Annotated in this window: 21 protein-coding genes, 1 pseudogene and 1 riboswitch; of the genes and pseudogenes, 14 read left to right on the top strand and 8 right to left on the bottom strand. The window is 64.9% G+C overall.

Annotated features, from left to right (window positions below; translation table 11 throughout):
* Positions 1-16 precede the first annotated feature (16 nt).
* The 7 genes from nuoF to AC56QX_RS19460 are packed head-to-tail and all read right to left on the bottom strand — an operon-like array spanning position 17 to position 5,812.
* On the bottom strand, positions 17-1,321 hold the full coding sequence (gene nuoF / locus AC56QX_RS19490) for an NADH-quinone oxidoreductase subunit NuoF (RefSeq protein WP_497110083.1): 1,305 nt from the start codon (positions 1,319-1,321) through the stop codon (positions 17-19).
* Between the two features lie 10 nt (positions 1,322-1,331).
* Positions 1,332-2,639 carry an NADH-quinone oxidoreductase subunit E gene (locus tag AC56QX_RS19485; protein ID WP_497110082.1) on the bottom strand — a complete coding sequence of 436 codons (1,308 nt, stop codon included), beginning with the start codon at positions 2,637-2,639 and terminating at the stop codon, positions 1,332-1,334.
* A 21-nt stretch (positions 2,640-2,660) separates the two neighbouring features.
* Entirely contained in the window at positions 2,661-3,056 is a 396-nt protein-coding gene (locus AC56QX_RS19480; protein ID WP_497110080.1) for a hypothetical protein, read from the bottom strand.
* An 8-nt stretch (positions 3,057-3,064) separates the two neighbouring features.
* Positions 3,065-4,255, bottom strand: a complete 1,191-nt coding sequence (locus tag AC56QX_RS19475; RefSeq protein WP_497110079.1) for an NADH-quinone oxidoreductase subunit D — start codon at positions 4,253-4,255, stop codon at positions 3,065-3,067.
* A 9-nt stretch (positions 4,256-4,264) separates the two neighbouring features.
* A complete protein-coding gene (locus AC56QX_RS19470; protein WP_497110078.1) occupies positions 4,265-4,870 on the bottom strand; it encodes an NADH-quinone oxidoreductase subunit C in 606 nt (201 codons plus the stop codon).
* A gap of 4 nt (positions 4,871-4,874) precedes the next feature.
* On the bottom strand, positions 4,875-5,456 hold the full coding sequence (locus AC56QX_RS19465; RefSeq protein WP_013531090.1) for a NuoB/complex I 20 kDa subunit family protein: 582 nt from the start codon (positions 5,454-5,456) through the stop codon (positions 4,875-4,877).
* Positions 5,447-5,812 carry an NADH-quinone oxidoreductase subunit A gene (locus AC56QX_RS19460; protein ID WP_095204098.1) on the bottom strand — a complete coding sequence of 122 codons (366 nt, stop codon included), beginning with the start codon at positions 5,810-5,812 and terminating at the stop codon, positions 5,447-5,449. Before AC56QX_RS19460 ends, AC56QX_RS19465 begins: the two co-directional genes overlap by 10 nt.
* Positions 5,813-6,142: 330 nt before the next feature.
* Between AC56QX_RS19460 and AC56QX_RS19455 the strand changes: the two genes are divergently transcribed.
* The 9 genes and pseudogenes from AC56QX_RS19455 (at position 6,143) to AC56QX_RS19415 (ending at position 17,157) form a co-directional block, all read left to right on the top strand.
* Positions 6,143-7,363: a winged helix-turn-helix domain-containing protein gene (locus AC56QX_RS19455; RefSeq protein WP_497110077.1), complete on the top strand. Its 1,221-nt coding sequence runs from the start codon at positions 6,143-6,145 to the stop codon at positions 7,361-7,363.
* 29 nt (positions 7,364-7,392) lie between these two features.
* Positions 7,393-8,085, top strand: coding sequence for a DUF6348 family protein (locus AC56QX_RS19450; RefSeq protein WP_497110076.1), 693 nt, complete (start codon positions 7,393-7,395; stop codon positions 8,083-8,085).
* Between the two features lie 59 nt (positions 8,086-8,144).
* A riboswitch (cobalamin riboswitch) is annotated at positions 8,145-8,350 on the top strand.
* Between the two features lie 39 nt (positions 8,351-8,389).
* Positions 8,390-8,818: a DUF1636 family protein gene (locus AC56QX_RS19445; RefSeq protein WP_497110075.1), complete on the top strand. Its 429-nt coding sequence runs from the start codon at positions 8,390-8,392 to the stop codon at positions 8,816-8,818.
* Positions 8,819-8,820: 2 nt separating this feature from the next.
* Positions 8,821-9,858, top strand: a complete 1,038-nt coding sequence (cobW, locus tag AC56QX_RS19440; RefSeq protein ID WP_497110073.1) for a cobalamin biosynthesis protein CobW — start codon at positions 8,821-8,823, stop codon at positions 9,856-9,858.
* Positions 9,859-9,876: 18 nt separating this feature from the next.
* Positions 9,877-13,513, top strand: a pseudogene (gene cobN / locus AC56QX_RS19435) (cobaltochelatase subunit CobN).
* Entirely contained in the window at positions 13,510-15,003 is a 1,494-nt protein-coding gene (cobG, locus tag AC56QX_RS19430; protein WP_497110072.1) for a precorrin-3B synthase, read from the top strand. Before cobN ends, cobG begins: the two are co-directional and overlap by 4 nt.
* A 2-nt stretch (positions 15,004-15,005) precedes the next feature.
* On the top strand, positions 15,006-15,638 hold the full coding sequence (locus tag AC56QX_RS19425; RefSeq protein WP_497110071.1) for a precorrin-8X methylmutase: 633 nt from the start codon (positions 15,006-15,008) through the stop codon (positions 15,636-15,638).
* Positions 15,635-16,393 (top strand): precorrin-2 C(20)-methyltransferase, encoded by a 759-nt coding sequence (locus AC56QX_RS19420; protein WP_497110070.1) that lies wholly within the window; start codon positions 15,635-15,637, stop codon positions 16,391-16,393. The genes AC56QX_RS19425 and AC56QX_RS19420 overlap by 4 nt, the downstream gene beginning before the upstream one ends.
* The gene (locus AC56QX_RS19415; protein ID WP_497110068.1) at positions 16,390-17,157 is read left to right on the top strand and encodes a precorrin-3B C(17)-methyltransferase; all 768 of its coding nucleotides are present in this window, start codon (positions 16,390-16,392) and stop codon (positions 17,155-17,157) included. Before AC56QX_RS19420 ends, AC56QX_RS19415 begins: the two co-directional genes overlap by 4 nt.
* On the opposite strand, the gene AC56QX_RS19410 is transcribed toward AC56QX_RS19415, so the two are convergent.
* Positions 17,121-17,888, bottom strand: a complete 768-nt coding sequence (locus AC56QX_RS19410; protein ID WP_497110066.1) for a cobalt-precorrin-6A reductase — start codon at positions 17,886-17,888, stop codon at positions 17,121-17,123. The genes AC56QX_RS19415 and AC56QX_RS19410 overlap by 37 nt on opposite strands.
* Before the next feature lies 1 nt (position 17,889).
* Here AC56QX_RS19410 and cbiE point away from each other — a divergent pair, with 1 nt between their 5' ends.
* The 5 genes from cbiE to AC56QX_RS19385 are packed head-to-tail and all read left to right on the top strand — an operon-like array spanning position 17,890 to position 22,394.
* The gene (cbiE, locus tag AC56QX_RS19405; protein ID WP_497110065.1) at positions 17,890-19,125 is read left to right on the top strand and encodes a precorrin-6y C5,15-methyltransferase (decarboxylating) subunit CbiE; all 1,236 of its coding nucleotides are present in this window, start codon (positions 17,890-17,892) and stop codon (positions 19,123-19,125) included.
* Positions 19,122-19,508 (top strand): cobalamin biosynthesis protein, encoded by a 387-nt coding sequence (locus tag AC56QX_RS19400; RefSeq protein ID WP_497110064.1) that lies wholly within the window; start codon positions 19,122-19,124, stop codon positions 19,506-19,508. The genes cbiE and AC56QX_RS19400 overlap by 4 nt, the downstream gene beginning before the upstream one ends.
* A complete protein-coding gene (cobM, locus tag AC56QX_RS19395; RefSeq protein ID WP_497110063.1) occupies positions 19,505-20,269 on the top strand; it encodes a precorrin-4 C(11)-methyltransferase in 765 nt (254 codons plus the stop codon). The genes AC56QX_RS19400 and cobM overlap by 4 nt, the downstream gene beginning before the upstream one ends.
* Entirely contained in the window at positions 20,266-21,084 is an 819-nt protein-coding gene (gene cobA / locus AC56QX_RS19390) for a uroporphyrinogen-III C-methyltransferase (RefSeq protein WP_497110062.1), read from the top strand. Before cobM ends, cobA begins: the two co-directional genes overlap by 4 nt.
* Positions 21,081-22,394: a cobyrinic acid a,c-diamide synthase CobB gene (locus tag AC56QX_RS19385; protein ID WP_497110061.1), complete on the top strand. Its 1,314-nt coding sequence runs from the start codon at positions 21,081-21,083 to the stop codon at positions 22,392-22,394. Before cobA ends, AC56QX_RS19385 begins: the two co-directional genes overlap by 4 nt.
* Positions 22,395-22,400: the final 6 nt, after the last annotated feature.

The following is a 22,400-nucleotide window of genomic DNA, read 5'->3' as shown; positions in this document are numbered from 1 at the left end:
GCAGTCACAAATCCGTCTATTCCGCCGCCACCAACACCGGCTCGGCCCGGTGCGCGTTGCGCGAAAACTCGTCGATGCGGCGCTCCACCTCGCCGCGGAAATGCCGCATCAGGCCCTGGATCGGCCATGCCGCCGCGTCGCCCAGCGCACAGATGGTGTGGCCTTCGATCTGCTTGGTGACGTCGAGCAGCATGTCGATCTCGCGCTTCTGCGCCTCGCCGCGCACCAGCCGCTCCATCACCCGCCACATCCAGCCGGTGCCTTCGCGGCACGGCGTGCACTGGCCGCAGCTCTCATGCTTGTAGAAGTAGGACAACCGAGCAATCGCCTTCACGACATCGGTCGACTTGTCCATGACGATGACGGCGGCCGTGCCGAGGCCGGACTTCAAGTCGCGCAAAGCGTCGAAATCCATCGGCGTGTCGATGATCTGCTCGGCCGGCACCAGCGGCACCGAGGCGCCGCCAGGAATGACCGCCAAGAGATTGTCCCAGCCGCCGCGAATGCCGCCGCAATGCGTTTCGATCAGCTCGCGGAACGGGATCGACATCGCCTCTTCGACGGTGCACGGATTGTTGACGTGGCCGGAGATGCAGAACAGCTTCGTGCCGACATTGTTGGGCCGGCCGAAGGACGAGAACCAGGCCGCGCCGCGACGCAGGATGGTCGGCGCCACCGCGATCGACTCGACATTGTTGACCGTTGTCGGACAACCGTACAAGCCGACATTGGCCGGGAATGGCGGCTTCAGCCTCGGCTGGCCCTTCTTGCCTTCGAGGCTTTCCAGCAGCGCCGTCTCCTCGCCGCAGATATAGGCGCCGGCGCCGTGATGCATGTAGATGTCGAAATCGTACCCGGACGTGTTGTTCTTGCCGATCAGCTTGGCCTCATAGGCCTCTTCGATGGCCCGCTGCAGCGCCTCGCGCTCGCGGATGAACTCGCCGCGCACATAGATGTAGGCCGCAATCGCGCCCATGGCGAAGCCGGCAAGCAGCGCGCCCTCGACCAGCGTGTGCGGGTCATTGCGCAGGATGTCGCGGTCCTTGCAGGTGCCGGGTTCGGATTCGTCTGCATTGATGACGAGATAGCTCGGGCGGCCGTCGCTCTGCTTGGGCATGAACGACCATTTGAGACCGGTCGGGAAACCGGCGCCGCCGCGGCCGCGCAGGCCCGACGCCTTCATCTCGTTGACGATCCAGTCGCGCCCCTTGGCGACGAGGCCGGGCGTGTTGTCCCAGGCGCCGCGCGCCATGGCACCGGCCAGCGACTTGTCGAAGAGGCCGTAGATGTTGGTGAAGATGCGGTCTTTGTCCTGAAGCATTTTTCGTCCCTCAGACCGGCTTCTTGCCGAAAACGCGGATGTATTCGGCGACGCCGCCCTTGGCGAGCGCCTTGGCCTGCTTGACCCAGTCGTCGCGGTCGATGCGGCCGTGGAAGGAGAGATAGCCGTCCACCCAATCGCGCTCGGCCTTCTTCCAGGAAGCAACCTGCGCAAAGGTGAAAATACCAAGCGTATGCAGGACGCCCTCGATCTTCGGGCCGACGCCGGAGATCAGCTTGAGATCGTCGACCGCGGCCGGCCTGTCGATACCGGCCGGACGGTTCTTGTCGTCCAGCGACGGTTTCGCCGGCTTTGCCGCTGGCGCCTTGGCTTCCGGCGCCTTGAAGGCAGCGGCCGGTTCGGCCTTGGCCGTCGGCCCATTGCGCTGCTTGGCGACCTTCTCGACTTCCGGCGCTGCCGTGTTGGCGTTGGCGGCCGAATGCAGCGGTGCCGAAACGCTCGCCGCCTTCTCCGCCGCCGGCGCCACCTTGGTCGCCGAAGGCGTCTTCAACGCCGGGCTGGTCTCCGGCGCGTCGGTCTTCGGCTTGCCGGCATTGGACGGCGCGGCAGGAGCGGCAGCCGGCGCTTGCGCAGCAGGAGCAGCCGGCGCGGCTGCGGCCGGAGCGGCGGCAGCGGTCGGCGCCGCATTCTGGGCGGCCTTGGTCGCCGCCTTGGCTTCCTTGTCACGCGTCGACTTGAGGATCGCCTTTTCGCTCTTCAGCGTCGTCAGGCCGGAGGCCGGCTCGGAGCCGGTGCGGCCATTCTGCGGACCCGGCGCGACGGAGGCGCCCTTGCCCGCATCATAGAGATCGATGATTTCGGCCAGCCGTTCCGGCGTCAGATCCTCGAACGTATCCTTGAACACCATGACCATCGGCGCGTTGACGCAGGCGCCGAGGCACTCGACCTCTTCCCACGACAAGGTGCCCTTGTCATTGGTGTGGAACTGGTCGTGGTGGATTTTCGAGCGGCAGACATCCATCAGCGCTTCCGAACCGCGTAGCATGCACGGCGTGGTGCCGCAGACCTGGATGTGGGCGCGAGTGCCAACGGGGTTCAGCTGATACTGTGTGTAGAAGGTCGCGACCTCGAGCCCACGGATGCGCGGCATGCCGAGCATGTCCGAAATCGTCTCGATCGCCGCCTTGGTGACCCAGCCTTCCTGCTCCTGCGCGATCATCAGCAAGGGAATGATCGCCGACTGCTCACGCCCTTTCGGGTATTTCTTGATCCATTGCTTCGCCGCTGCCGCGTTCGCCCGGTTGAAGGCGAAGGAGGCTGGCTGGACGCTTGCTTCTGCGAGACGGCGGACTGACATGGAGTATCGCTTCTACGTTTCTTACTGAGCTGATCTATAAGTGCGGTAGCAATCCTCGGATTGTCCCAGCACGCATACGAACTCTTCATTCCCCCGCTTCAGACGGATAAACTCGTCATAACGGTCATTCCACCAGATACTTGCGCAGCGAGGTCGAGGCTGGCCAGGCATTTCCGCAACGAAAATATCATTTCGTTTGCAATCTTCCCTCGGCGGGCCGTGTACAAATATCCCAGCGTCCAAAAGCCCATAGCCACCAATTTCGCGGACCGTCAGCAGATCGCCTTCGGCGATGAGCTTGAACCCTTCTTTCAGGAGATCAGCTGACGAGAGCCCGCCTTCGGCTCCCGCAAACGACGCTTCGGCGGAAGCAGCAAAACACGCCGCTGCCAGAAACGCCTTTGATGGTCGAGCCATTCCCATCATCACCGATCGACCTCACCAAACACGATGTCGAGCGAGCCGAGAACGGCGGTGACGTCGGCCAGCATGTGGCCGCGGCAGAGGAAATCCATGGCTTGCAGATGCGCGAAACCGGGCGCGCGCAACTTGCAACGGTATGGTTTGTTCGAGCCGTCGGAGACGAGATAGACGCCGAACTCGCCCTTTGGCGCCTCGACCGCCGCATAGACCTCGCCGGCCGGCACGCGGTAGCCCTCGGTGTAGAGCTTGAAGTGATGGATCAGCGCTTCCATCGAGCGCTTCATCGCCTGGCGCTTGGGCGGCACCACCTTGCCGTCGAGGTTCGACACCGGGCCGGTGCTTTCCTTGCCGAGCAAGAGATCGACGCACTGGCGCATGATCCGCGCCGACTGGCGCATTTCTTCCATGCGCACGAGATAACGGTCGTAGCAGTCGCCGTTCTTGCCGATCGGAACGTCGAAATCCATTTCCGAATAGCATTCATAGGGCTGCGACTTGCGCAGGTCCCACGGTGCGCCCGAACCGCGCACCATGACGCCGGAAAAACCCCAGGCCCAGGCATCGGCCAGCGAAACAATCCCGATATCGACATTGCGCTGCTTGAAGATGCGGTTGCCGGTCAGTAGACGATCGAGATCATCGATCGACTTCAGGAACGGATCGATCCACTTGCCGATGTCCTCGACCAGTTGACGCGGCAGGTCCTGGTGGACGCCGCCGGGACGGAAATAGGCGGCATGCATGCGTGAGCCGGAAGCCCGCTCATAGAACACCATCAGCTTTTCGCGTTCGACGAAGCCCCACAGCGGCGGTGTCAGCGCGCCGACGTCCATCGCCTGCGTCGTCACATTGAGGATGTGCGACATGATGCGGCCGATTTCGCAATAAAGCACGCGGATCAGCTGGCCGCGCCTCGGCACCTCGATGCCGAGCAGACGCTCGGCGGCGAGCGCGAAGGCGTGCTCCTGGTTCATCGGCGCGCAATAGTCGAGCCGGTCGAGATAAGGCACAGCCTGCAGATAGGTCTTAGCCTCGATCAGCTTTTCGGTGCCGCGATGCAAAAGTCCGATATGCGGATCGACGCGATCGACGACTTCGCCGTCCAGCTCCAGCACGAGGCGCAAAACGCCGTGCGCCGCAGGGTGTTGCGGCCCGAAATTGATGTTGAAATTGCGGACGGAGGTTTCAGCCATTCTGGCGCCTCAATTCGTCTTGGCTTTTTCGTCCCCGGGCAGCACGTAGTCCGTGCCTTCCCAAGGGGAAAGAAAATCAAAATTGCGGAATTCCTGCTTGAGCTCGACAGGCTCGTAGATGACGCGCTTGGCTTCGTCGTCGTAGCGCACCTCGACGAAGCCGGTCAGCGGGAAATCCTTGCGCAGCGGATGGCCTTCGAAACCATAGTCGGTCAGCAGGCGGCGCAGATCGGGATGGCCCGAAAACAGCACACCATAGAGATCGTAGGTCTCACGCTCGAACCAGTCGGCGCCCGGAAACACGCCGGTGATCGACGGCACCATTGTCTCCTCATCGGCCAGAACCTTGACGCGGATGCGCACATTCTGTTTCGGCGACAACAGGTGGTAGACGACGTCGAAGCGCTTGGCGCGCGACGGATAATCCGCGCCGCATACATCGATGATCGAGATGAACTGGCAGCGCGCATCGTCGCGCAGGAAGGTCACCACTTCGACGAGGTCGCGCGGCTCGACATGGACGGTGAGCTCGCCATAGGCGATCGCCGCGTCAGTGACGCGGCCGATCAGCTTTTCGCCGAGATAGGTCGACAGTTCGCTAAGGGATGCGGCCATGGATTTACCGTTCGATCGTGCCGGTGCGGCGGATTTTCTTCTGCAGGAGAAGAATGCCGTAGAGCAGGGCTTCGGCGCTCGGCGGGCAGCCGGGCACATAGATGTCGACCGGCACGATGCGGTCGCAGCCGCGCACCACCGAATAGGAATAATGGTAGTAGCCGCCGCCATTGGCGCACGAGCCCATCGAGATGACGTAGCGCGGCTCCGGCATCTGGTCGTAGACCTTGCGCAGTGCCGGCGCCATCTTATTGGTCAGCGTGCCGGCGACGATCATGATGTCGGACTGGCGCGGAGAGGCGCGCGGCGCCACGCCGAACCGCTCCGAGTCGTAGCGCGGCATTGAGGTGTGGATCATCTCGACCGCGCAGCACGCCAGACCAAAGGTCATGAACATCAGCGAGCCGCTGCGTGCCCAGGTGATCAGCGCCTCGGTCGAGGTGACCAGAAAGCCCTTGTCGGCAAGCTCATTGTTGATTTCGAGGAAGAAGGGATCGTCCTCCCCCACCGGCCGGCCGGTGTTGGGATCGATGATGCCCTTGGGCTTCGGCGCGACGAGGGTGCCTGAACTGTCGTTCAATCCCATTCCAGCGCTCCTTTTTTCCATTCATAGGCAAAGCCGATGGTCAGCACTGCCAAAAACACCATCATCGACCAGAAACCCAGCATGCCGATCTTCGTGAAGGAGACCGCCCAGGGGAACAGGAAGGCCACTTCCAGATCGAAGATGATGAACAGGATCGACACCAGGTAGAAGCGGATGTCGAATTTCATGCGGGCATCGTCGAACGAGTTGAAACCGCACTCGTAGGCGGAAAGCTTTTCGGGATCGGGATTGCGGTAGGCCACCAGGAACGGTGCGGCCAGCAGCGCCAGGCCGACGACCAGTGCCACGCCGATGAACAGGACGATGGGCAGGTACGAACTGAGGAGTGCGTTCATGCAGCGGTTTCCGTTGGCGCCAATCCACTTTGATTACAGCACCGGACCTTAATGCGGAAGCGTGACAGTTTAACCGCTGAACCGTTTTAAGGGGCCTATGCTGCAACGCGGCGAGGGTTAGCGCAGCACTTCCAGCGAAGCAAGTCAAACCTTGTTCAAAACGCAGTGCTGGACGGCATATCCGAAGAAACTGGTCCGATCCGCTCTTGTTTGATTTCCTTCACTTTTTACTCCACTTTTCTCTCCTGACAGGGTTGCCGCCAAAACCCTGCTAGCATGGGCCGGAATCACCCTGAATGACGGTCCACGAGCCATAAGAGTCGCATCCGAATGAAGGAAAAGATCTCGCTTGCCATGGCACGGCGCATTGCGCTCGCCGCTCAAGGGTTTCTCGATCCGCGCCCAAATGGCACACCCGACCGCCGCCACCTCGCCCGCGTGCTCTCCCGCACCGGCCTGCTGCAGATCGATTCCGTCAGCGCGGTGGTGCGCGCGCATTATATGCCGCTTTATTCGCGGCTTGGCCCCTACCCGCTCGCCTTGCTCGACAATGCCGCAGTGACGCGCAAGCGCACTGTCTTCGAATACTGGGCGCACGAGGCCTCCTTCCTGCCGGTCGAGACCTATCCGCTGATGCGCTGGCGCATGCAGCGCGCCGAGCAAGGCGACGAAATGTATCTGGGGCTGGCCAAATGGGGCCGCGAGCACGCTGCCTATATAGAAGAGATCTACCGCGAGGTCGTCGCGCGCGGCCCGATCGCTGCTTCAGCACTCGAGGGCCAGAAAGGTTCGGGTGGCTGGTGGGGCTGGAGCCACGCCAAGCACGCCTTCGAATGGCTGTTCTGGGCCGGGCGCATCACCACGGCGCACCGTCGCGGCTTCGAGCGCTTCTATGATCTGCCGGAGCGCGTGCTGCCGCAGGCGATCCTCGATCTGCCGGTGCCATCAGCCGTGGACGCACACCGCGAATTGCTGCGCATCTCCGCCCGCGCCCACGGCGTCGCGACATCAGGCGATTTGCGCGACTATTTCCGCCTGTCGCCGGCCGACATGAAGGGCCGGCTGGAGGAATTGGTCGAGGCCGGCGAGCTGGTGCCGGTGCGTGTCGAAGGCTGGGACAAGCCGGCTTACCTCTATAAGGACGCCCGCCTGCCCCGAAAAATCGAGGCGCGCGCCTTGCTGGCGCCCTTCGACCCGGTCGTCTTCGAACGCTCGCGCTCTGAACGCCTCTTCAATTTCCATTACCGCATCGAGATCTACACACCGGCCGAAAAGCGGCAGTACGGCTATTATGTCCTGCCCTTCCTGCTCGGCGACCGGATCGTCGCACGCGTCGACCTTAGAGCCGACCGGCCGGCGAGCGTCCTGCGCGTGCACGCGGCCTACCCCGAGCCCGGTGCGCCGCCTGAAACCGCCGCGCAACTGTTCGAGGAACTGAAGCAGATGCAGGGCTGGCTCGGCCTTGAACGCATGGAAGTGACGCCGGCCGGTGGGCTGGGGCCGGCGCTGGCCAGTCAGAGAGATGGTCAACCTCCACGGCCTCTGTCATAGACGCTCCAAGAAGCCCGGTAGATTTTGCAATGGCATCGCACAAAGTGCTCGACATGATCCATGGTGCGCTGATTGCACATGGAATGGATGCAGTACGTAGAGAGCAGGACGTTACGCTCCAGTCGGGGCAACTTCGGTTTGAGGCTGAGGTGTTCGAGACGGGCTCTGACCGGCTGGTTCTTGAAATCTACATATTCTCTCCGTTGCTTGATGTTCAGCCGGTCATCGAATCCTTTGCTGGCTTCGGTGACACGCGCGAACAAGAATTGAATCAGGCGTTTGAAAAATTTCTCCGTGGTGTTTTCCACGTGGCCATTGAGGGGCTGGCTGATCATGTGTGCGACAACATGCAGGCCGATGTAGAGATTTGGCAGCGAAGCAGCGCCAGTTGGAAGATCTGGCGCAACAATGCCCGCTGGAAAATCTATGGCGGACCGGTCATTTCCCAGGCCACTACCGAGCTATGCTCGCTGACCCCAAGCTATCCAGCATTCTATGCCAAGCTGGAAAAGCTGTTCACAGCTTCGGTACCCCCTGGAAGCCATTTTGTACGGACCTTTCTGGCAGGCTTGAACGGCACGCTTATTAGTGCCGAAGTCCTTCTGGACAACGTGGTTTGGCAAGAAGGACAGAATCTGGCTGTCGATCATGACTGGGACTATGGCGATGGCTATCAAGCTATCCGGCAGGTTATCCTGGCACTGCCGGAAGCTGGAAGATGACAGCCTCTTGCCGACATCGCCATGTCGTAGCCATGCGTTGACACCGCTGCCTGCAAAAGCCTAAATCCGGTCCAGACGGTCCCTTGCCCGCAACGGCAGGGGCTAAGAGGGAATGCGGTGCGGGATTTCGATCTCAAATCCGCGGCTGTCCCCGCAACTGTAAGCGAAGAGCCAAGGCCGAAAGCCACTGGGAGGTTCCCGGGAAGGCGGCTACCGAGGGCGATGACTCGCGAGCCAGGAGACCTGCCGTCTGCGACAGAAGAATCCGATCGCCCGGCGGGTTTCCGGGCAAGGAGCCCGGTTTTTGGACCAGAACAGCAGTTTTTCGGCTGGCACAGCGGATATTCCGTCCGCCAACAGTGATGCTTTGGCCGGCGTCACCGTCATTGTTTGCGCCTCCTGCCGCGATGAATCCGGCTCGGATGCCCATCCCCGCGCCGGCGAACTTTTGGCTGAAGATACGCGCCAAGCCGCAGCGGCCGACACTATCCGCGTTCGCACGGTTGAATGCCTCGGCAATTGCAAGCATCGCCTTAGTGCTGCCATCCTGCGCGACGGCTGCTGGAGCTATGTGTTCGGCGACTTGACGCTGACCAGCGGCGCCGACCTCGTCACCGGCGCAAAGCTCTTCGCCACCTCGACCGACGGCCTCATCCCATGGCGCGGCCGGCCCGATTCGCTCAAGCGCGGCCTCGTTGCCCGCATTCCACCTCTCGACATGCTGAAGGATTGACCATGACCGCTTCCGTCTCCCGCGTCCCCTGCACCGTCGTCACCGGCTTCCTCGGCGCCGGCAAGACGACGCTGGTCCGCCATCTCCTGGAAAATGCCGGCGGCAAGCGCATTGCGATCATCGTCAACGAGTTCGGCGATATCGGCATCGACGGCGAAATCCTGAAAGGCTGCGGCATCGACACCTGCCCGGAGGAAAACATCGTCGAACTCGCCAATGGCTGCATCTGCTGCACCGTCGCCGACGATTTCGTGCCGGCGCTCGACAAAATCCTGTCGCTGACGCCGAAGGTCGACCACATCCTGATCGAAACCTCGGGCCTCGCTCTGCCCAAGCCGCTGGTCCAGGCTTTCCAGTGGCCAAGCGTGAAGAGCCGCGTAACCGTCGATGGCGTCATTGCCGTGGTCGACGGCCCGGCGCTGGCCGAAGGCCGCGTCGCCAACGACATGGACGCCTTGCAGGCGCAGCGCGCCGGGGATGACAGCCTCGACCATGACGATCCGGTCGAGGAGGTATTCGAGGACCAGATCGCCTGCGCCGATCTGATCATCCTGTCGAAGAGCGATTTGATGGACGCCGCAGGTTCGGCCCGCGCCAACGCCATCATCGGCGAACACTCCGCCCGCGCCGTGAAGATCGTGCCGACGTCGCATGGCAAGGTCGATCCCTCGGTGTTGCTCGGGCTCGGTCTCGCCGTCGAGGACGACATCGAGAACCGCAAGTCCCATCATGACGGTGCGTTCGACCACGAGCATGACGATTTCGACACCTTCATCGTCGACATTGCCTCGATCGCCAATCCGGACGAGCTGGCAAAACGCGTCGCCACCGCCGCCGAGCAGGAAAACGTGCTGCGCGTCAAAGGCTTCGTCGAGGTCGGCGGCAAGCCGATGCGGCTTTTGCTGCAAGCCGTCGGCCCGCGCGTCAATCATTACTATGACCGCGCCTGGACCGCCGCCGACGACCGCCGCTCGCGCCTCGTCGTCATCGGCCTCAAGGGGCTGAACCGCCCGGCGATCGAGCGTATACTCGCCGGCTGATCTCAGACACGGGCCGCGATGCACATCCTCACCACGACCTCCGCCTCGCTCGACGATCTCGCCGAGCCGGTCGATCTGCGGCAGACGCCGGCGGATATCGTGGCCCTGTCCTTCACCGACAGTGACCTTGCCGGACTGGCGGCCGCATGGAAGGCGGATGCCGGCCGCCTGCCCTCGATGCGGCTGGCCGCTCTGCGCGACCTGCGCCATCCGATGTCCGTCGACCTTTGGGTCGACAGCGTCGCCCGCCACGCCAAAATCATCCTGGTGCGCATCCTCGGCGGCTACGACTGGTGGCGCTATGGCTGCGACCAGCTTGCCGCGACGGCCCGCGAACGCGGCATCAAACTGGCGCTGCTTCCGGGTGAAAGCCACGACGAGGATCTCCGGCTGATCGAAGCCTCGACGCTGCCGCGCGAGGAGTTGGATAGCCTGCTCGGTTATTTCCGCGAGGGCGGACCGGCCAATATGAGCGCGCTGGTGCAGAGGCTGGCGGGATTGGCGGGACGGGAAGCAGCTGTCACCGAGCCGGTCAGCGTGCCGAAAGCGGGCTACTACGAGCCGAACCGCGGCGTCGTTCCCCTCCCCCTCGAGGGGAGGGTCCGGCCGGAGGCCGGGGGTGGGGTCCTCTCCACAGCGCGCCGTCTCAAAGAAACCTCGCGCCCAGTCGTACCGACCCCACCCGGCCCTTCGGGCCACCCTCCCCTCGAGGGGGAGGGAAAGGTCGTGCCGATCCTGTTCTACCGTTCGATGCTGCTCGCCGCCGATGTCGCACCGATCGATGCGCTTTTTGAAGCGCTGGAGCAGCGCGGCGTGACGCCGATGCCCATCTTCGTCTCCAGCCTGAAAGACCCGACCTCGCTGGCCTTCGTCGAAACCGCACTCACTACGCTCAAACCCGCCGCCATCATCACCGCGACCGCCTTCGCGTCCGGCGCTGAACCGGGCATCGAAACCCTGTTCGACCGTGCCGGCGTCCCCGTCTTCCAGGTCATCGTCGCCACCACCCGCCGCGACGTCTGGGAGAACAACCAGCGCGGCCTGGCGCCGGCCGACCTTGCCATGCATGTCGTGCTGCCCGAGCTAGACGGCCGCATCCTTGCCGGTGCCATCTCTTTCAAGGGCGAGAGCGATGTCGATCCGGCCCTCGGCCATCGCGCCTTCGCCAACCGGCCGGAACCGGATCGCGTGGCGCAGGTAGCGGACCGTGTGGCGGCGTTCATCCGTCTGCAGGAAACGCCCCGCGCCGAGCGCAAACTCGCCATACTGATCCCGGATTACCCGAGTGCGCCTGGGCGCACCGGCTATGCCGTCGGCCTCGATGTGCCGTCCAGTGTGCTGGCGATGCTGCATGACCTGAGCGAACAGGGCTATGCCGTTGAGGGGATTCCGCAATCGCCGCGTGCGCTACTGGATTTGCTGGAGCGGAGTGGCGACGGGCTGGGCTTCGAACATTATCTGGAGTTCTCGATAGAGTTGCCGGTTCAGGCAATGACTGCCGTTGAGGCGGCGTGGGGAAAAGCAGAAGAAGAGACAGGTTCGCGCGAGGCACCCCCCTCTGTCCTGCCGGACATCTCCTCCGCAAGGGGGAGATCGGCAGCTTCGGCGCTAGGGCAAGTTTTGCAACGTTGGAGATTGGCGAAAGCAGAGATGAGAGCATAATCTCCCCCCTGCGGGGGAGATGTCCGGCAGGACAGAGGGGGGTGTACGCGCGCCAACCTCCGCGAGCTTCCCCTTCCGCGCCGCCACTTTCGGCAACGTCACCGTGGCGCTGGCCCCCGACCGCGGCCGCTCCGCCGACCGCCGCGCCGATTACCACGACCCGACGCTCCCGCCGCGCCACGCACTGCTCGCCTTCGGCCTCTGGCTACGCAAATCGCTCGGCGTCCACGCCCTGATCCATGTCGGCGCCCATGGCACGCTGGAATGGCTGCCCGGCAAGACCGTTGCACTCTCGCAAAACTGCTTCCCCGAGATCGTCACCGGTTCCTTACCCGTCATCTATCCCTTTATCGTCTCCAACCCCGGCGAGGCGGCACAGGCTAAGCGGCGCATCGCTGCCGTCACCCTTGGCCATCTGCCGCCGCCGCTGACCGGCGCCGGTCTGGACGAAAACCAGCACAAACTCGAACGCCTGGTCGACGAATACGCCCAGGCCGACGGCCTCGACCGGTGCCGCCGCGACCGCTTGGCCAAGCTGATCGTCGACACCGCGCAAAAGACCGGCCTCGCTTCCGAAGCCGGTGTCGCCAGGACCGACGCCCCCGACGAGGCGTTGCGTCGGATCGATGCTTGGCTCTGCGATCTCAAGGATTTCGCCATCAAGGACGGGCTGCATATCTATGGCCGCGCCCCCGAGGACGAACCCGACGCCATGCGTCGGCAAAGTGCGGCAGACGAAAAGGCGGCGCTGCTTGCCGCACTTGATGGCCGTCACATCAAGGCAGGTCCAGCCGGCGCGCCCGCGCGGGGCCGCTCCGATGTCCTGCCCACCGGCCGCAATCTGTTCACGTCCGATCCGCGCACCATGCCGACGCCGACCGCCTATGATCTCGGCCGCGCGGCGGCGGAGGAAGTCGTGCGCGGCTACCTGCAATCGCATGGCGACTGGCCACGCTCGCTGGTCATCGACCTCTGGGGCTCAGCTTCGCTGCGCACCGGCGGCGAGGAGATCGCGCAGGGCCTGGCGCTGATGGGCTGCCGGCCGCAATGGGATGGCGCCACCGGTCGCATCACCGGCATCGAAGTGCTGCCGCCGGCCACGCTCGGTCGCCCACGCGTCGACGTCACCTGGCGCATATCGGGCCTGTTCCGCGACATGTTCCCGACCCAGATCGCGCTGATCGACGCCGCCGCCAACGCCGTTGCCGCGCGCGACGAGGAGGATTCGGAAAACCCGCTCGCGGCCCGAACCCGCGCCGACGGCAAGGTCAGCCCGCGCATCTTTGGCACCTCGCCAGGCACTTACGGTGCCGGCATCGAGGATCTTTTGTCCCGTGGCGACTGGGCCGTGCGCGAAGAGATCGGCCGCGCCTATCTCGATGCCACCTCGCATGCCTATGGCGGCGAAGGTGGCGAAGGCGTCTCGGCGCCCGGCGCGTTTGAAGGCCGCATCGCCGAGGCCGATCTTCTCGTCCACACCGGCGACGACCCCGGCCGCGACATCCTCGAAGGCTCCGCCGACGTCGCCTTCATCGGCGGCTTCTCGGCCGCGCTTGCAGCACTTGGCCGGAATGCCGACGTCATCGTGCTGGACACGACAGATCCACAAAAGCCGAAGCCGCGCTCGATCAGCGAGGCTGTATCACGCGTCGTGCGTGCCCGCGCCGTCAATCCACGCTTCATATCAGGCCAGATGCGGCACGGCCCGCGCGGCGCCTCCGAATTCGCCGAGACGGTCGATCGACTGGTCGGCTTTGCCGAGACCACCCACGCTATATCGGGGGCGCTGATCGAGGCCGTGCACGACGCCTATGTCGGCGATCCCGAGGTCCGCGCTTTCATCCTGCGCGAGAATCCCGCCGCCGCGAAAGTCATTGCCGAGCGCTTCCTGTCGGCCCGCCGGCGTGGCCTCTGGCACCCCCTGCGCAACTCGATCGACGACGATCTCGCGGCCCTGATTGCCGAGGCCGAGGCGCTTGGGGTGGCGGCATGAACGCCTTCTCGCGACGCGGTGCCTGCCCGGCTTTGTCGTCGCCGATGCTGACGGGCGACGGGCTGTTGGTGCGGCTCAACCCGGTTGCTGGAGGGTTGTCTCCGAAGCTGTTGATCGAGCTGGCCGAATCCGCCCTGCGGCACGGGAATGGCATCATGGAAGTCACAGCCCGGGGTAGTTTGCAGATACGCGGTCTGACAGCGGACAGCGCGCGGTTGCTGGCGGCAGAAGTCGATACGCTGGGCATTGCGGTCCGCACTGGCGTGCCGGTCGAGACCGGGCCGCTGGCGGGCATCGATCCGCAGGAGATCGCCGATCCGCGGCCGCTGGCTGAGCGGATCAGGGCGGCGGTCGAGGACGCTGGGCTGACGCAACGGCTGGGGCCGAAGGTTTCGGTGGTTGTCGACGGTGGCGGGCAGCTGACGCTGGATGCCGTGACGGCCGATGTGCGGCTGACGGCGGTGCAGTGCGGCGAAGGCGTTCTGTGGACTGTATCTGTCGCTGTTGACGGCCAAAGCCCGAAACTGCTTGCGACGGTTGAGGACGATGCAGCGCGCGATATCACTGTCGCTGCTCTCCGAATGGTTGCCGAGAAGGGCCGCGACGCCCATGCGCGTGATTTGTCCGAGAGGCAATTGGCGTCTCTGGCGGGTTGGCTATGTTTGACAGGTTTGCGCGAGGCGCCCCCCTCTGTCCTGCCGGACATCTCCCCCACGAGGGTGGAGATTGCTCATGCACGCCCGCCTTCGCCAGTTTCCATGGCTGACGAGGGAAAGCCGGCGCCGAAACTGCCAATCTCCCCACCTGTGGGGGAGATGTCCGGCAGGACAGAGGGGGGCGCCTCGCACAAACCCATCGGCCTTTTCCCCTTAGCCGGCGACACTTTCAGCCTCGGCATCGGCCTGCCCTACGGCAGCATGCCTGCAGACAAGATCATCAGCCTTGCAAAAAGCGCCCTCACCTTTGGCACCACTGAAATCCGCCTCGCCCCAGGCCGCGCCCTGCTTTTCCTCGGCCAACCATCCGCAGCCGACCTCCCCCTCCAAACCACCGCCGCCATTCTCGGCTTCGTTACCTCCCCCACCGACCCGCGCACCCGCATCGCCGCTTGCCCCGGCACGCCGGCCTGTGCCTCCGGCCACATCGCCACCCGTGCCATCGCCGAGACGATCGCCGCTGAAAACGCCGACTTCCTCGACTTCACCATGCACATTTCCGGCTGTGCCAAGGGCTGCGCGCACCCCGGAGCGGCGACGCTCACAATCGTCGGCGGCGAAAATGGAGCCGGACTTGTCGTGAACGCGACGGCAAAGGCCCTTCCTGCCGGCTACAGGCCGGGCTATGACGCCGCGCGCGGCTTCAGCCGCATCGCCACAGTGATCGGCAGCGCACGATTTGAGGGCGAAACCGCCGCCGCTTGCCTGACAAGGCTTGGGCCGGCGGCGATCGCCGAGGCTTATCGACAGGCCCAAACTGAAAAACGGAAATGAGCATGGCCGCCTACGACTATATCCACGACGGCACGGCGATCTACGAGCGCTCCTTCGCCATCATCCGCGCCGAGGCCGACCTTTCGCGCTTCTCGGAAACCGAAGCGGATGTCGCCATCCGCATGATCCATGCCTGCGGCCAGGTCGAAGCATCAAGCCACTTTGTTTTCTCCCCCGATTTCGTCACCGCAGCGCGCACCGCTCTGGCGGCCGGTGCACCGATCTTCTGCGACGCGGAGATGGTCTCGCATGGCGTCACCCGCGCCCGCTTGCCGGCAGGCAACGAGGTGATCTGCACCTTGCGCGATCCTCGGACGCACGACATCGCCAAGGCGATCGGCAACACCCGCTCGGCCGCAGCGATCGACCTGTGGGGCGAGCGCATGACGGGTTCCGTCGTCGCCATCGGCAACGCGCCGACAGCACTGTTCTATCTCCTGGAAAAACTGCGTGACGGCGCACCAAAGCCGGCGGCCATCATCGGCATGCCGGTCGGCTTCGTTGGTGCCGCCGAATCCAAGGATGCGCTGGCCGAGAATTCTTATGGCGTGCCCTACGCCATCGTGCGCGGCCGGCTTGGCGGTAGCGCGATGACCGCCGCCGCGCTCAATTCGCTGGCGAGGCCAGGCCTGTGAACGCGCTTCCCAAAGGCCGTCTTGTCGGCGTCGGCACTGGTCCCGGCGACCCCGAACTGTTGACGCTGAAGGCCGCGCGGGCCTTGGCCGAAGCCGATGTCGTCGCCTATTTCGCAAAGCGCGGCAACAACAGCAATGCGCGCGCTATCGTCGAAACGCGCTTCCGGCCGGACATGCTCGAGCTGCCGCTGCTCTATCCCGTGACCACCGAAATCGACAAGGATCACGACGACTACCGCTCGCAGATCACCGGTTTCTACGAGGAATCGGCCGAAAAGGTCGCCGACCATCTCGAAGCCGGCAGGATGGTAGCGGTGCTGTCCGAAGGCGACCCGCTGTTCTACGGCTCCTATATGCATCTGCATGTGCGCCTCGCGCATCGTTTCCCCACGGAAGTCATTCCCGGCGTCACCGCCATGTCCGGTTGCTGGTCGCAGACCGGTGTGCCGATCGTCCAGGGCGATGACGTGCTGACCGTGTTGCCCGGCACGATGAGCGAGTTCGAGCTGACGCGTCGCCTCGCCGACACCGATGCCGCCGTCATCATGAAGGTCGGCCGCAACCTGCCCAAGATCAGGCGCGCGCTGGAGGCCACCGGCAAGCTGACGCGCGCGGTCTATGTCGAGCGCGGCACCATGGCCGGCAGCGTCTCGATGAAGCTTGCCGACAAGCAGGACGACAAGGCGCCCTACTTCGCCATTGTGCTGGTCGCCGGCTGGTCTGGCAGGCCCGGCGCGTTGGGAGCGCCGGCATGAGCGGCGGCCGTCTCACCGTCATTGGCCTCGGGCCCGGCAATGCCGATCAGGTCACGCCGGAAGCCAGCCGCGCCGTCGCGGAAGCCAAATTCTTCTATGGCTACAAGCCCTATCTTGACCGGCTGGACCTGCGCCCGGACCAGACCCGCGTCGCTTCCGACAACCGCGAAGAACTCGCCCGCTCCAAGGACGCCTTGAGCAAGGCGGCCGAAGGCCATGATGTCGCCGTCGTCTCCGGTGGCGATCCCGGCGTCTTCGCCATGGCTGCCGCCGTCTGCGAGGCGATCGAGGCCGGTCCGGCCGAATGGCGTGCGGTCGATGTCGCGGTCGTGCCCGGCGTCACCGCCATGCTCGCGGTCGCCGCCCGCATCGGCGCGCCGCTCGGCCATGATTTCTGCGCCATCTCGCTGTCCGACAATCTGAAGCCGTGGGATCTGATCGAACTGCGCCTGCTGGCTGCGGCCGGCGCCGGCTTCGTCATCGCGCTCTACAATCCGATCAGCAAGGCCCGCCCCTGGCAGCTTGGCCGCGCCTTCGAATGCCTGACCGCGATCCTGCCCGGCACCACGCCGGTCATTTTCGGCCGCGCCGCCGGCCGTCCCGATGAGCGCATCGAGGTGTTCCTGCTGGCAGACGTCGACGCGCAAAAGGCCGACATGGCGACCTGCATCATCATTGGCTCGCCGGAAACCCGGATCATCAAGCGCGGCGACAGACCGGCGCTGGTCTACACGCCGCGCTCGGCAGCGGGCTCGACAAAATGATCGACCATCGCGGCCAGCGCTTCTACGGTTTCAGCCGAAGGCACGTCCGGCAGCGTTGGCCGGCGCACCATGACCACCTCGATGCCAAGCGCCCTTGCGGCGGCGATCTTGCCGTAGGTCGCCGCGCCGCCGCTGTTCTTAGACACGACGACATCAATGCGATGGTTTCCAAGCAAGACGCGTTCGTCCGTCTCGCGAAACGGGCCGCGCGCCAGCAGATAGTCAGCGTCGGGAACGGCCAGCTTCGGTTCGACCGGATCAACGCTGCGGATGAGATAATGGTGTTGGGGCGCCGCCTCGAACGCGGCGACCTCTTGCCGTCCCAACGCCAGGAAAACCCGGCGCGGTGCCGGTCCAAGCGCTTGCACGGCCTCGCCGACCGCATCAACCTGAGTCCAACGATCCCCCTCGACAAGCTCCCAGCCGGGACGCCGCAGGGCGAAGATCGGCGCGCCGGCCATGCGTGCCGCTTGCGCGGCATTGGCGGAGATTCGCGCAGCATAGGGATGCGTGGCATCGATCAGCAGATCGATCCGCATGTCATTGAGATAGGCCGCCAGCCCGCCAGCACCACCAAAGCCGCCGACCCTTGTCGGCACGTTCTGGGCGATCGGGTTTTCAGTGCGGCCGGCCAGCGACAGAGTGACCGAGCAATCGGTACGCGCGGCCAATCTTCCGGCCAGTTGCCGGGCTTCCGTGGTGCCGCCGAGGATCAGAATGCGGTGGGTCATCATGCCTGCTGAGGGTCCGCGCGGCGCCAGACCAAAATGGCTGACTGTGATTGGCATCGGCGAGGACGGTTTAGCCGGTCTCGGCGACGAGGCCAAGCAGCGGATCGCCGACGCGGAGTTCATCTTCGGCGGCAAGCGGCATCTGGCATTGGTCGCCGCCTTCGCCAAGGGCAAGCCCTGCCCCTGGCCGGTCCCTTTCGATGCGAAAATGAGCGACGTGCTGGCGCTTGCCGGTAGCAAAGTCTGCGTGCTCGCCTCCGGCGATCCCTTCTTCCATGGGGTCGGCGCGACCCTCGCCCGCAAAGTGAAGCCACAAGCGATGCACGTCATCCCTGCGCCGTCGGCCATTTCGCTGGCGGCCGCCCGCCTGGGCTGGGCGCTGCAGGACATCGAGGCCGTCTCGCTACACGGCCGTCCACTCGACCTGATCCGGCCGCTGCTGCAGCCCAACGCACGCATCCTGGCGTTGACGTCGGATGCCGAAGCGCCAGCAGCACTTGCCCGCCTGCTCACCGAACTCGATTTCGGTGCCTCGCGGCTGACGGTCCTGGAAGCACTTGGCGGGCCAAAGGAAACGCTGCGCACGGCTCGCGCCGATGCCTTCGATCTCGAAAACATCAATCCGCTCAACGTGTTGGCGATCGAAGTTGAATCCGGCCCGGATGCGCGTGTTCTGCCATTGGCGTTCGGACTTGCCGATCATCTTTTCGACCATGACGGCCAGATCACCAAGCGCGAAATCCGCGCCATCACCCTGTCGGCGCTGGCGCCGAGGCGTGGCGAATTGTTGTGGGACATCGGCGCCGGTTCGGGTTCCATCGGCATCGAATGGATGCTGGCCCATCCCCTGATGCGCACTATCGCCATCGAAGCCGACCCGATCCGTGCCGCCCGCATCGGCCATAACGCCGCTACCTGTGGCGTTCCCGGCCTTGTCGTGGTGGAAGGCAGCGCGCCCAAGGCGCTTGCCGGACTGGACACGCCGGACGCGATCTTTATCGGTGGCGGCGGCAGTGACACCGGCGTGTTGAAGGCGGCTATGAAGGCGCTGCGCTCCGGCGGCCGTTTGGTCGCCAATGCGGTGACGCTGGAGATGGAAGCCCTGCTTCTCGCACAGCACACGAAACTCGGTGGCGATCTTACCCGGATAAACATCTCCCGGGCGTCTCCGGTCGGTTCGATGCAGGCATGGCGGCCTGCCATGCCGGTCACCCAATGGAGCTGGGTGAAGCCATGATGGTCGCGGGCATCGGCAGCCGAAAAGGCGTTGGAGTTGAAGACGTGCTTGCCGCGATTGAAACCGCACTCGAAGCGCACGGTCTGGCGATGACTGCGCTTTCGGCGCTGGCAACAGCCGCGCTCAAGAAGGACGAAGACGCAATCGCCGCCGCAGGCCGCGCACTGAACCTTCCGGTCATCATCGTCGATGACGCAGCACTTCAGGCCGCCTCGCCAGCGACGCTCAGCAGCTCCAGCCTCTCGCAGGAACTGGCCGGCACGCCGTCGGTTTCCGAAGCGTCAGCCCTTGCGGTCGCTGGCGCCGGGGCAAAACTGCTTGGACCCCGCACCGTGCTCGGCCCGGTCACCTGCGCCATCGCTATCAGCGGAGACGCGTCATGACCGTCCATTTCATCGGCGCCGGTCCGGGCGCCGCCGACCTCATCACGCTGCGCGGCGCCAGGCTCCTGGCAAGCTGCCCGGTCTGCCTTCACGCCGGTTCGATCGTCGCCCCCGAATTGCTGCAGCATTGCGCGCCGGGCACGAAGCTCATCGACACCGCGCCGATGTCGCTCGACGAGATCGAGGTCGCCTATCTGGAGGCCCACAAGGCCGGCCATGATGTGGCGCGCCTGCATTCCGGCGACCTGTCGGTGTGGAGCGCCGTTGCCGAGCAGATCCGCCGGCTGGAAAAACACGGCATCCCTTACACACTGACGCCGGGCGTCCCTTCTTTTGCAGCGGCAGCCGCCGCACTGCGCCGCGAGCTGACCATTCCCGAAGTCGCGCAAAGCCTAGTGCTGACCCGTCTCTCCGGCCGTGCGTCAAAAATGCCGCCCGGCGAAACGCTCGCCGGTTTCGGCCGCACCGGCGCCACGCTTGCCATTCATCTCGCCATCCACGCCATCGACCGCGTCGTCACTGAGCTGACGCCGCATTATGGCGGCGATTGCCCGGTCGCGATCGTCTTCCGCGCCTCCTGGCCGGACGAGCGGGTGCTGACGGGAACGCTGGAAACCATCGAGGCACAGCTTGCCGCCGATCCGATGGAGCGCACGGCGATCATCTTCGTTGGCCGCTCGCTGGCGGCGGAGGGCTTTGGCGAGAGTTCATTGTACGACGCCCACTACCAGCGGCGTTTTCGCGGACGGGACGGATTGTGAGCGGCAGCACCAAAACCAACGGCGAAAACGCCACGCTCGAACAGGCGCTTGCCCGGCTGAACTTCAAGCCGCGCCCGCTTGAACCGGGCCATGTCTGGCTGGCCGGGGCCGGCCCCGGCGACCCCGGCTGCCTGACGCTGGAAGTGCTGGCGGCGCTGGCCGAAGCGGACGCGCTGGTCTACGACGCGCTCGTCTCGCCAGATGTCGTCGCGGTTGCCGCAAATGCCGAGCTGTTCTTTGCCGGCAAGCGCGGCGGAAAACCATCAATGAAGCAGGACGACATCACCGCCCTTCTGGTGCGGTTGGCGCGCGAAGGCCGCCGTGTCGTCAGGCTGAAAGGCGGCGATCCCTATATTTTCGGCCGTGGCGGCGAAGAAGCTTTGGCGCTGGCGCGTGAAGATATCCCCTTCCGCGTGCTGCCCGGCCTGACCTCGGGCCTCAGCGCGCTGGCCGCCACCGGCATCCCGGCCACCATGCGCGGCATCAACAAGGCGGTGATCCTGGCCACCGGCCACGCTGCCGGCACCGATGACGACATCGACTGGGCGGCAATCGCCCGCACCGGCCAGCCCGTCGTCGTCTATATGGGCATGGCCAATCTGCCGCTCATCGCAGCCGCTCTGCTCGACGGTGGGCTGGCGCCGTCAACACCGGCGGCGGTAATCGTCGCCGCCACCACGCCGCAGGAGCGAATTGTCGTCGCCTCGCTTGCCACCATCGCCGAGGAAGCGGCAGCCGCGGGCCTCGCCTCGCCGGCGCTGATCGTCGTCGGCGGCATCGTCGCCATGCGCGCGGCACTGGCGGGGCAAGCATGACGGCCCGCGCCATCATCATCGGCGCGCCGCGCTCCGGCTCGGGCAAGACCAGCGTCACCATCGGCATTTTGCGCGCGCTCACGCGGCGCGGGCTGAAAGTGCGCGGCGCCAAATCCGGCCCGGACTATATCGACCCGGGCTTCCACACAGCGGCCACCGGACTTTCCGGCGTCAATCTCGACAGCTGGGCGATGCCTCCGTCGTTGCTCAATGCGCTGGCCGCGCAACAGGCCGACGACACCGATTTCGTCATCCTTGAAAGCGCCATGGGCCTGTTCGACGGCATTCCGGCCGCGCCGGGCCGCACCGGCTCTGCCGCCGACCTCGCCCGGCTCTACGGCCTGCCGGTGCTGCTGGTGCTCGACGTTTCCGGACAATCGACCACGGCGGCGGCCGTCGCCAAGGGCTTTGCCACCTACGATCCGGATGTCCGCATGGCCGGCGTCGTGCTCAACCGGCTGGGAAGCGAGCGCCACCGCAAGCTGTGCAGCGAGGCCATCGAAGCGCTCGGCCTGCCCGTCGTCGGCGCCATTTTACGCGACCCAACCCTCAACCTGCCTGAGCGGCATCTCGGCCTCGTCCAGGCCGGCGAATATGATGATCTGATGGCGCATCTCGATCGGCTGGCTGACATGGTGGAGAAATCGCTCGACCTCGATGCCGTGATGAGGTTGGCAACGCCCCTCACCCCGGCGCCCGGCGACTTCGCCGGCGCGCTGCAACCGCCGGGCCAACGCATCGCGCTGGCCGAGGATGCCGCCTTCACCTTCCTCTATCCGCATGTCGCCGCTTACTGGCGCAAGGCCGGCGCGGAGATCGTTCCGTTCTCGCCGCTCGCCGACGAAGCGCCCGACCAGGAGTGCGATGCCTGCTGGCTGCCCGGCGGCTATCCCGAGCTTCATGCCGGCAAGCTCGCAGCGGCGGAGACGTTCAAAACCGGAATGGCGCGTTTCGCCGCGACGAGGCCCATTCACGGCGAGTGCGGTGGCTTCATGGTGCTCGGTGAAGCGCTGGAGGATGCCTCGGGCGAGACGCACAGGATGCTCGGCCTGCTTGGCCATGCCACCAGCTTCGCCAAGCGCAAGATGAACCTCGGCTACCGCGAGGCACGGCTGCGTGCCGATTGCCCGCTGGGCTCGGAAGGCGCGCTGATCCGTGGCCACGAATTCCACTACGCGCAGATGACGGCCACCGGCAATGATGAGCCTTTGGCCGACCTCGCCGACGGCCAGGGCAATCCGATCGGCGCTTCCGGCTACCGGCGCGGCCATGTTAGTGGCACTTTCTTCCATGCCATCGCGAGGGGCTAGAAAAAG

The sequence above is a fragment of the Mesorhizobium sp. RCAM 06353 genome, from assembly GCF_059683585.1.
Note: the sequence above shows the minus strand (reverse complement) of the source record. Positions and strands in the feature narration are given on the sequence as shown.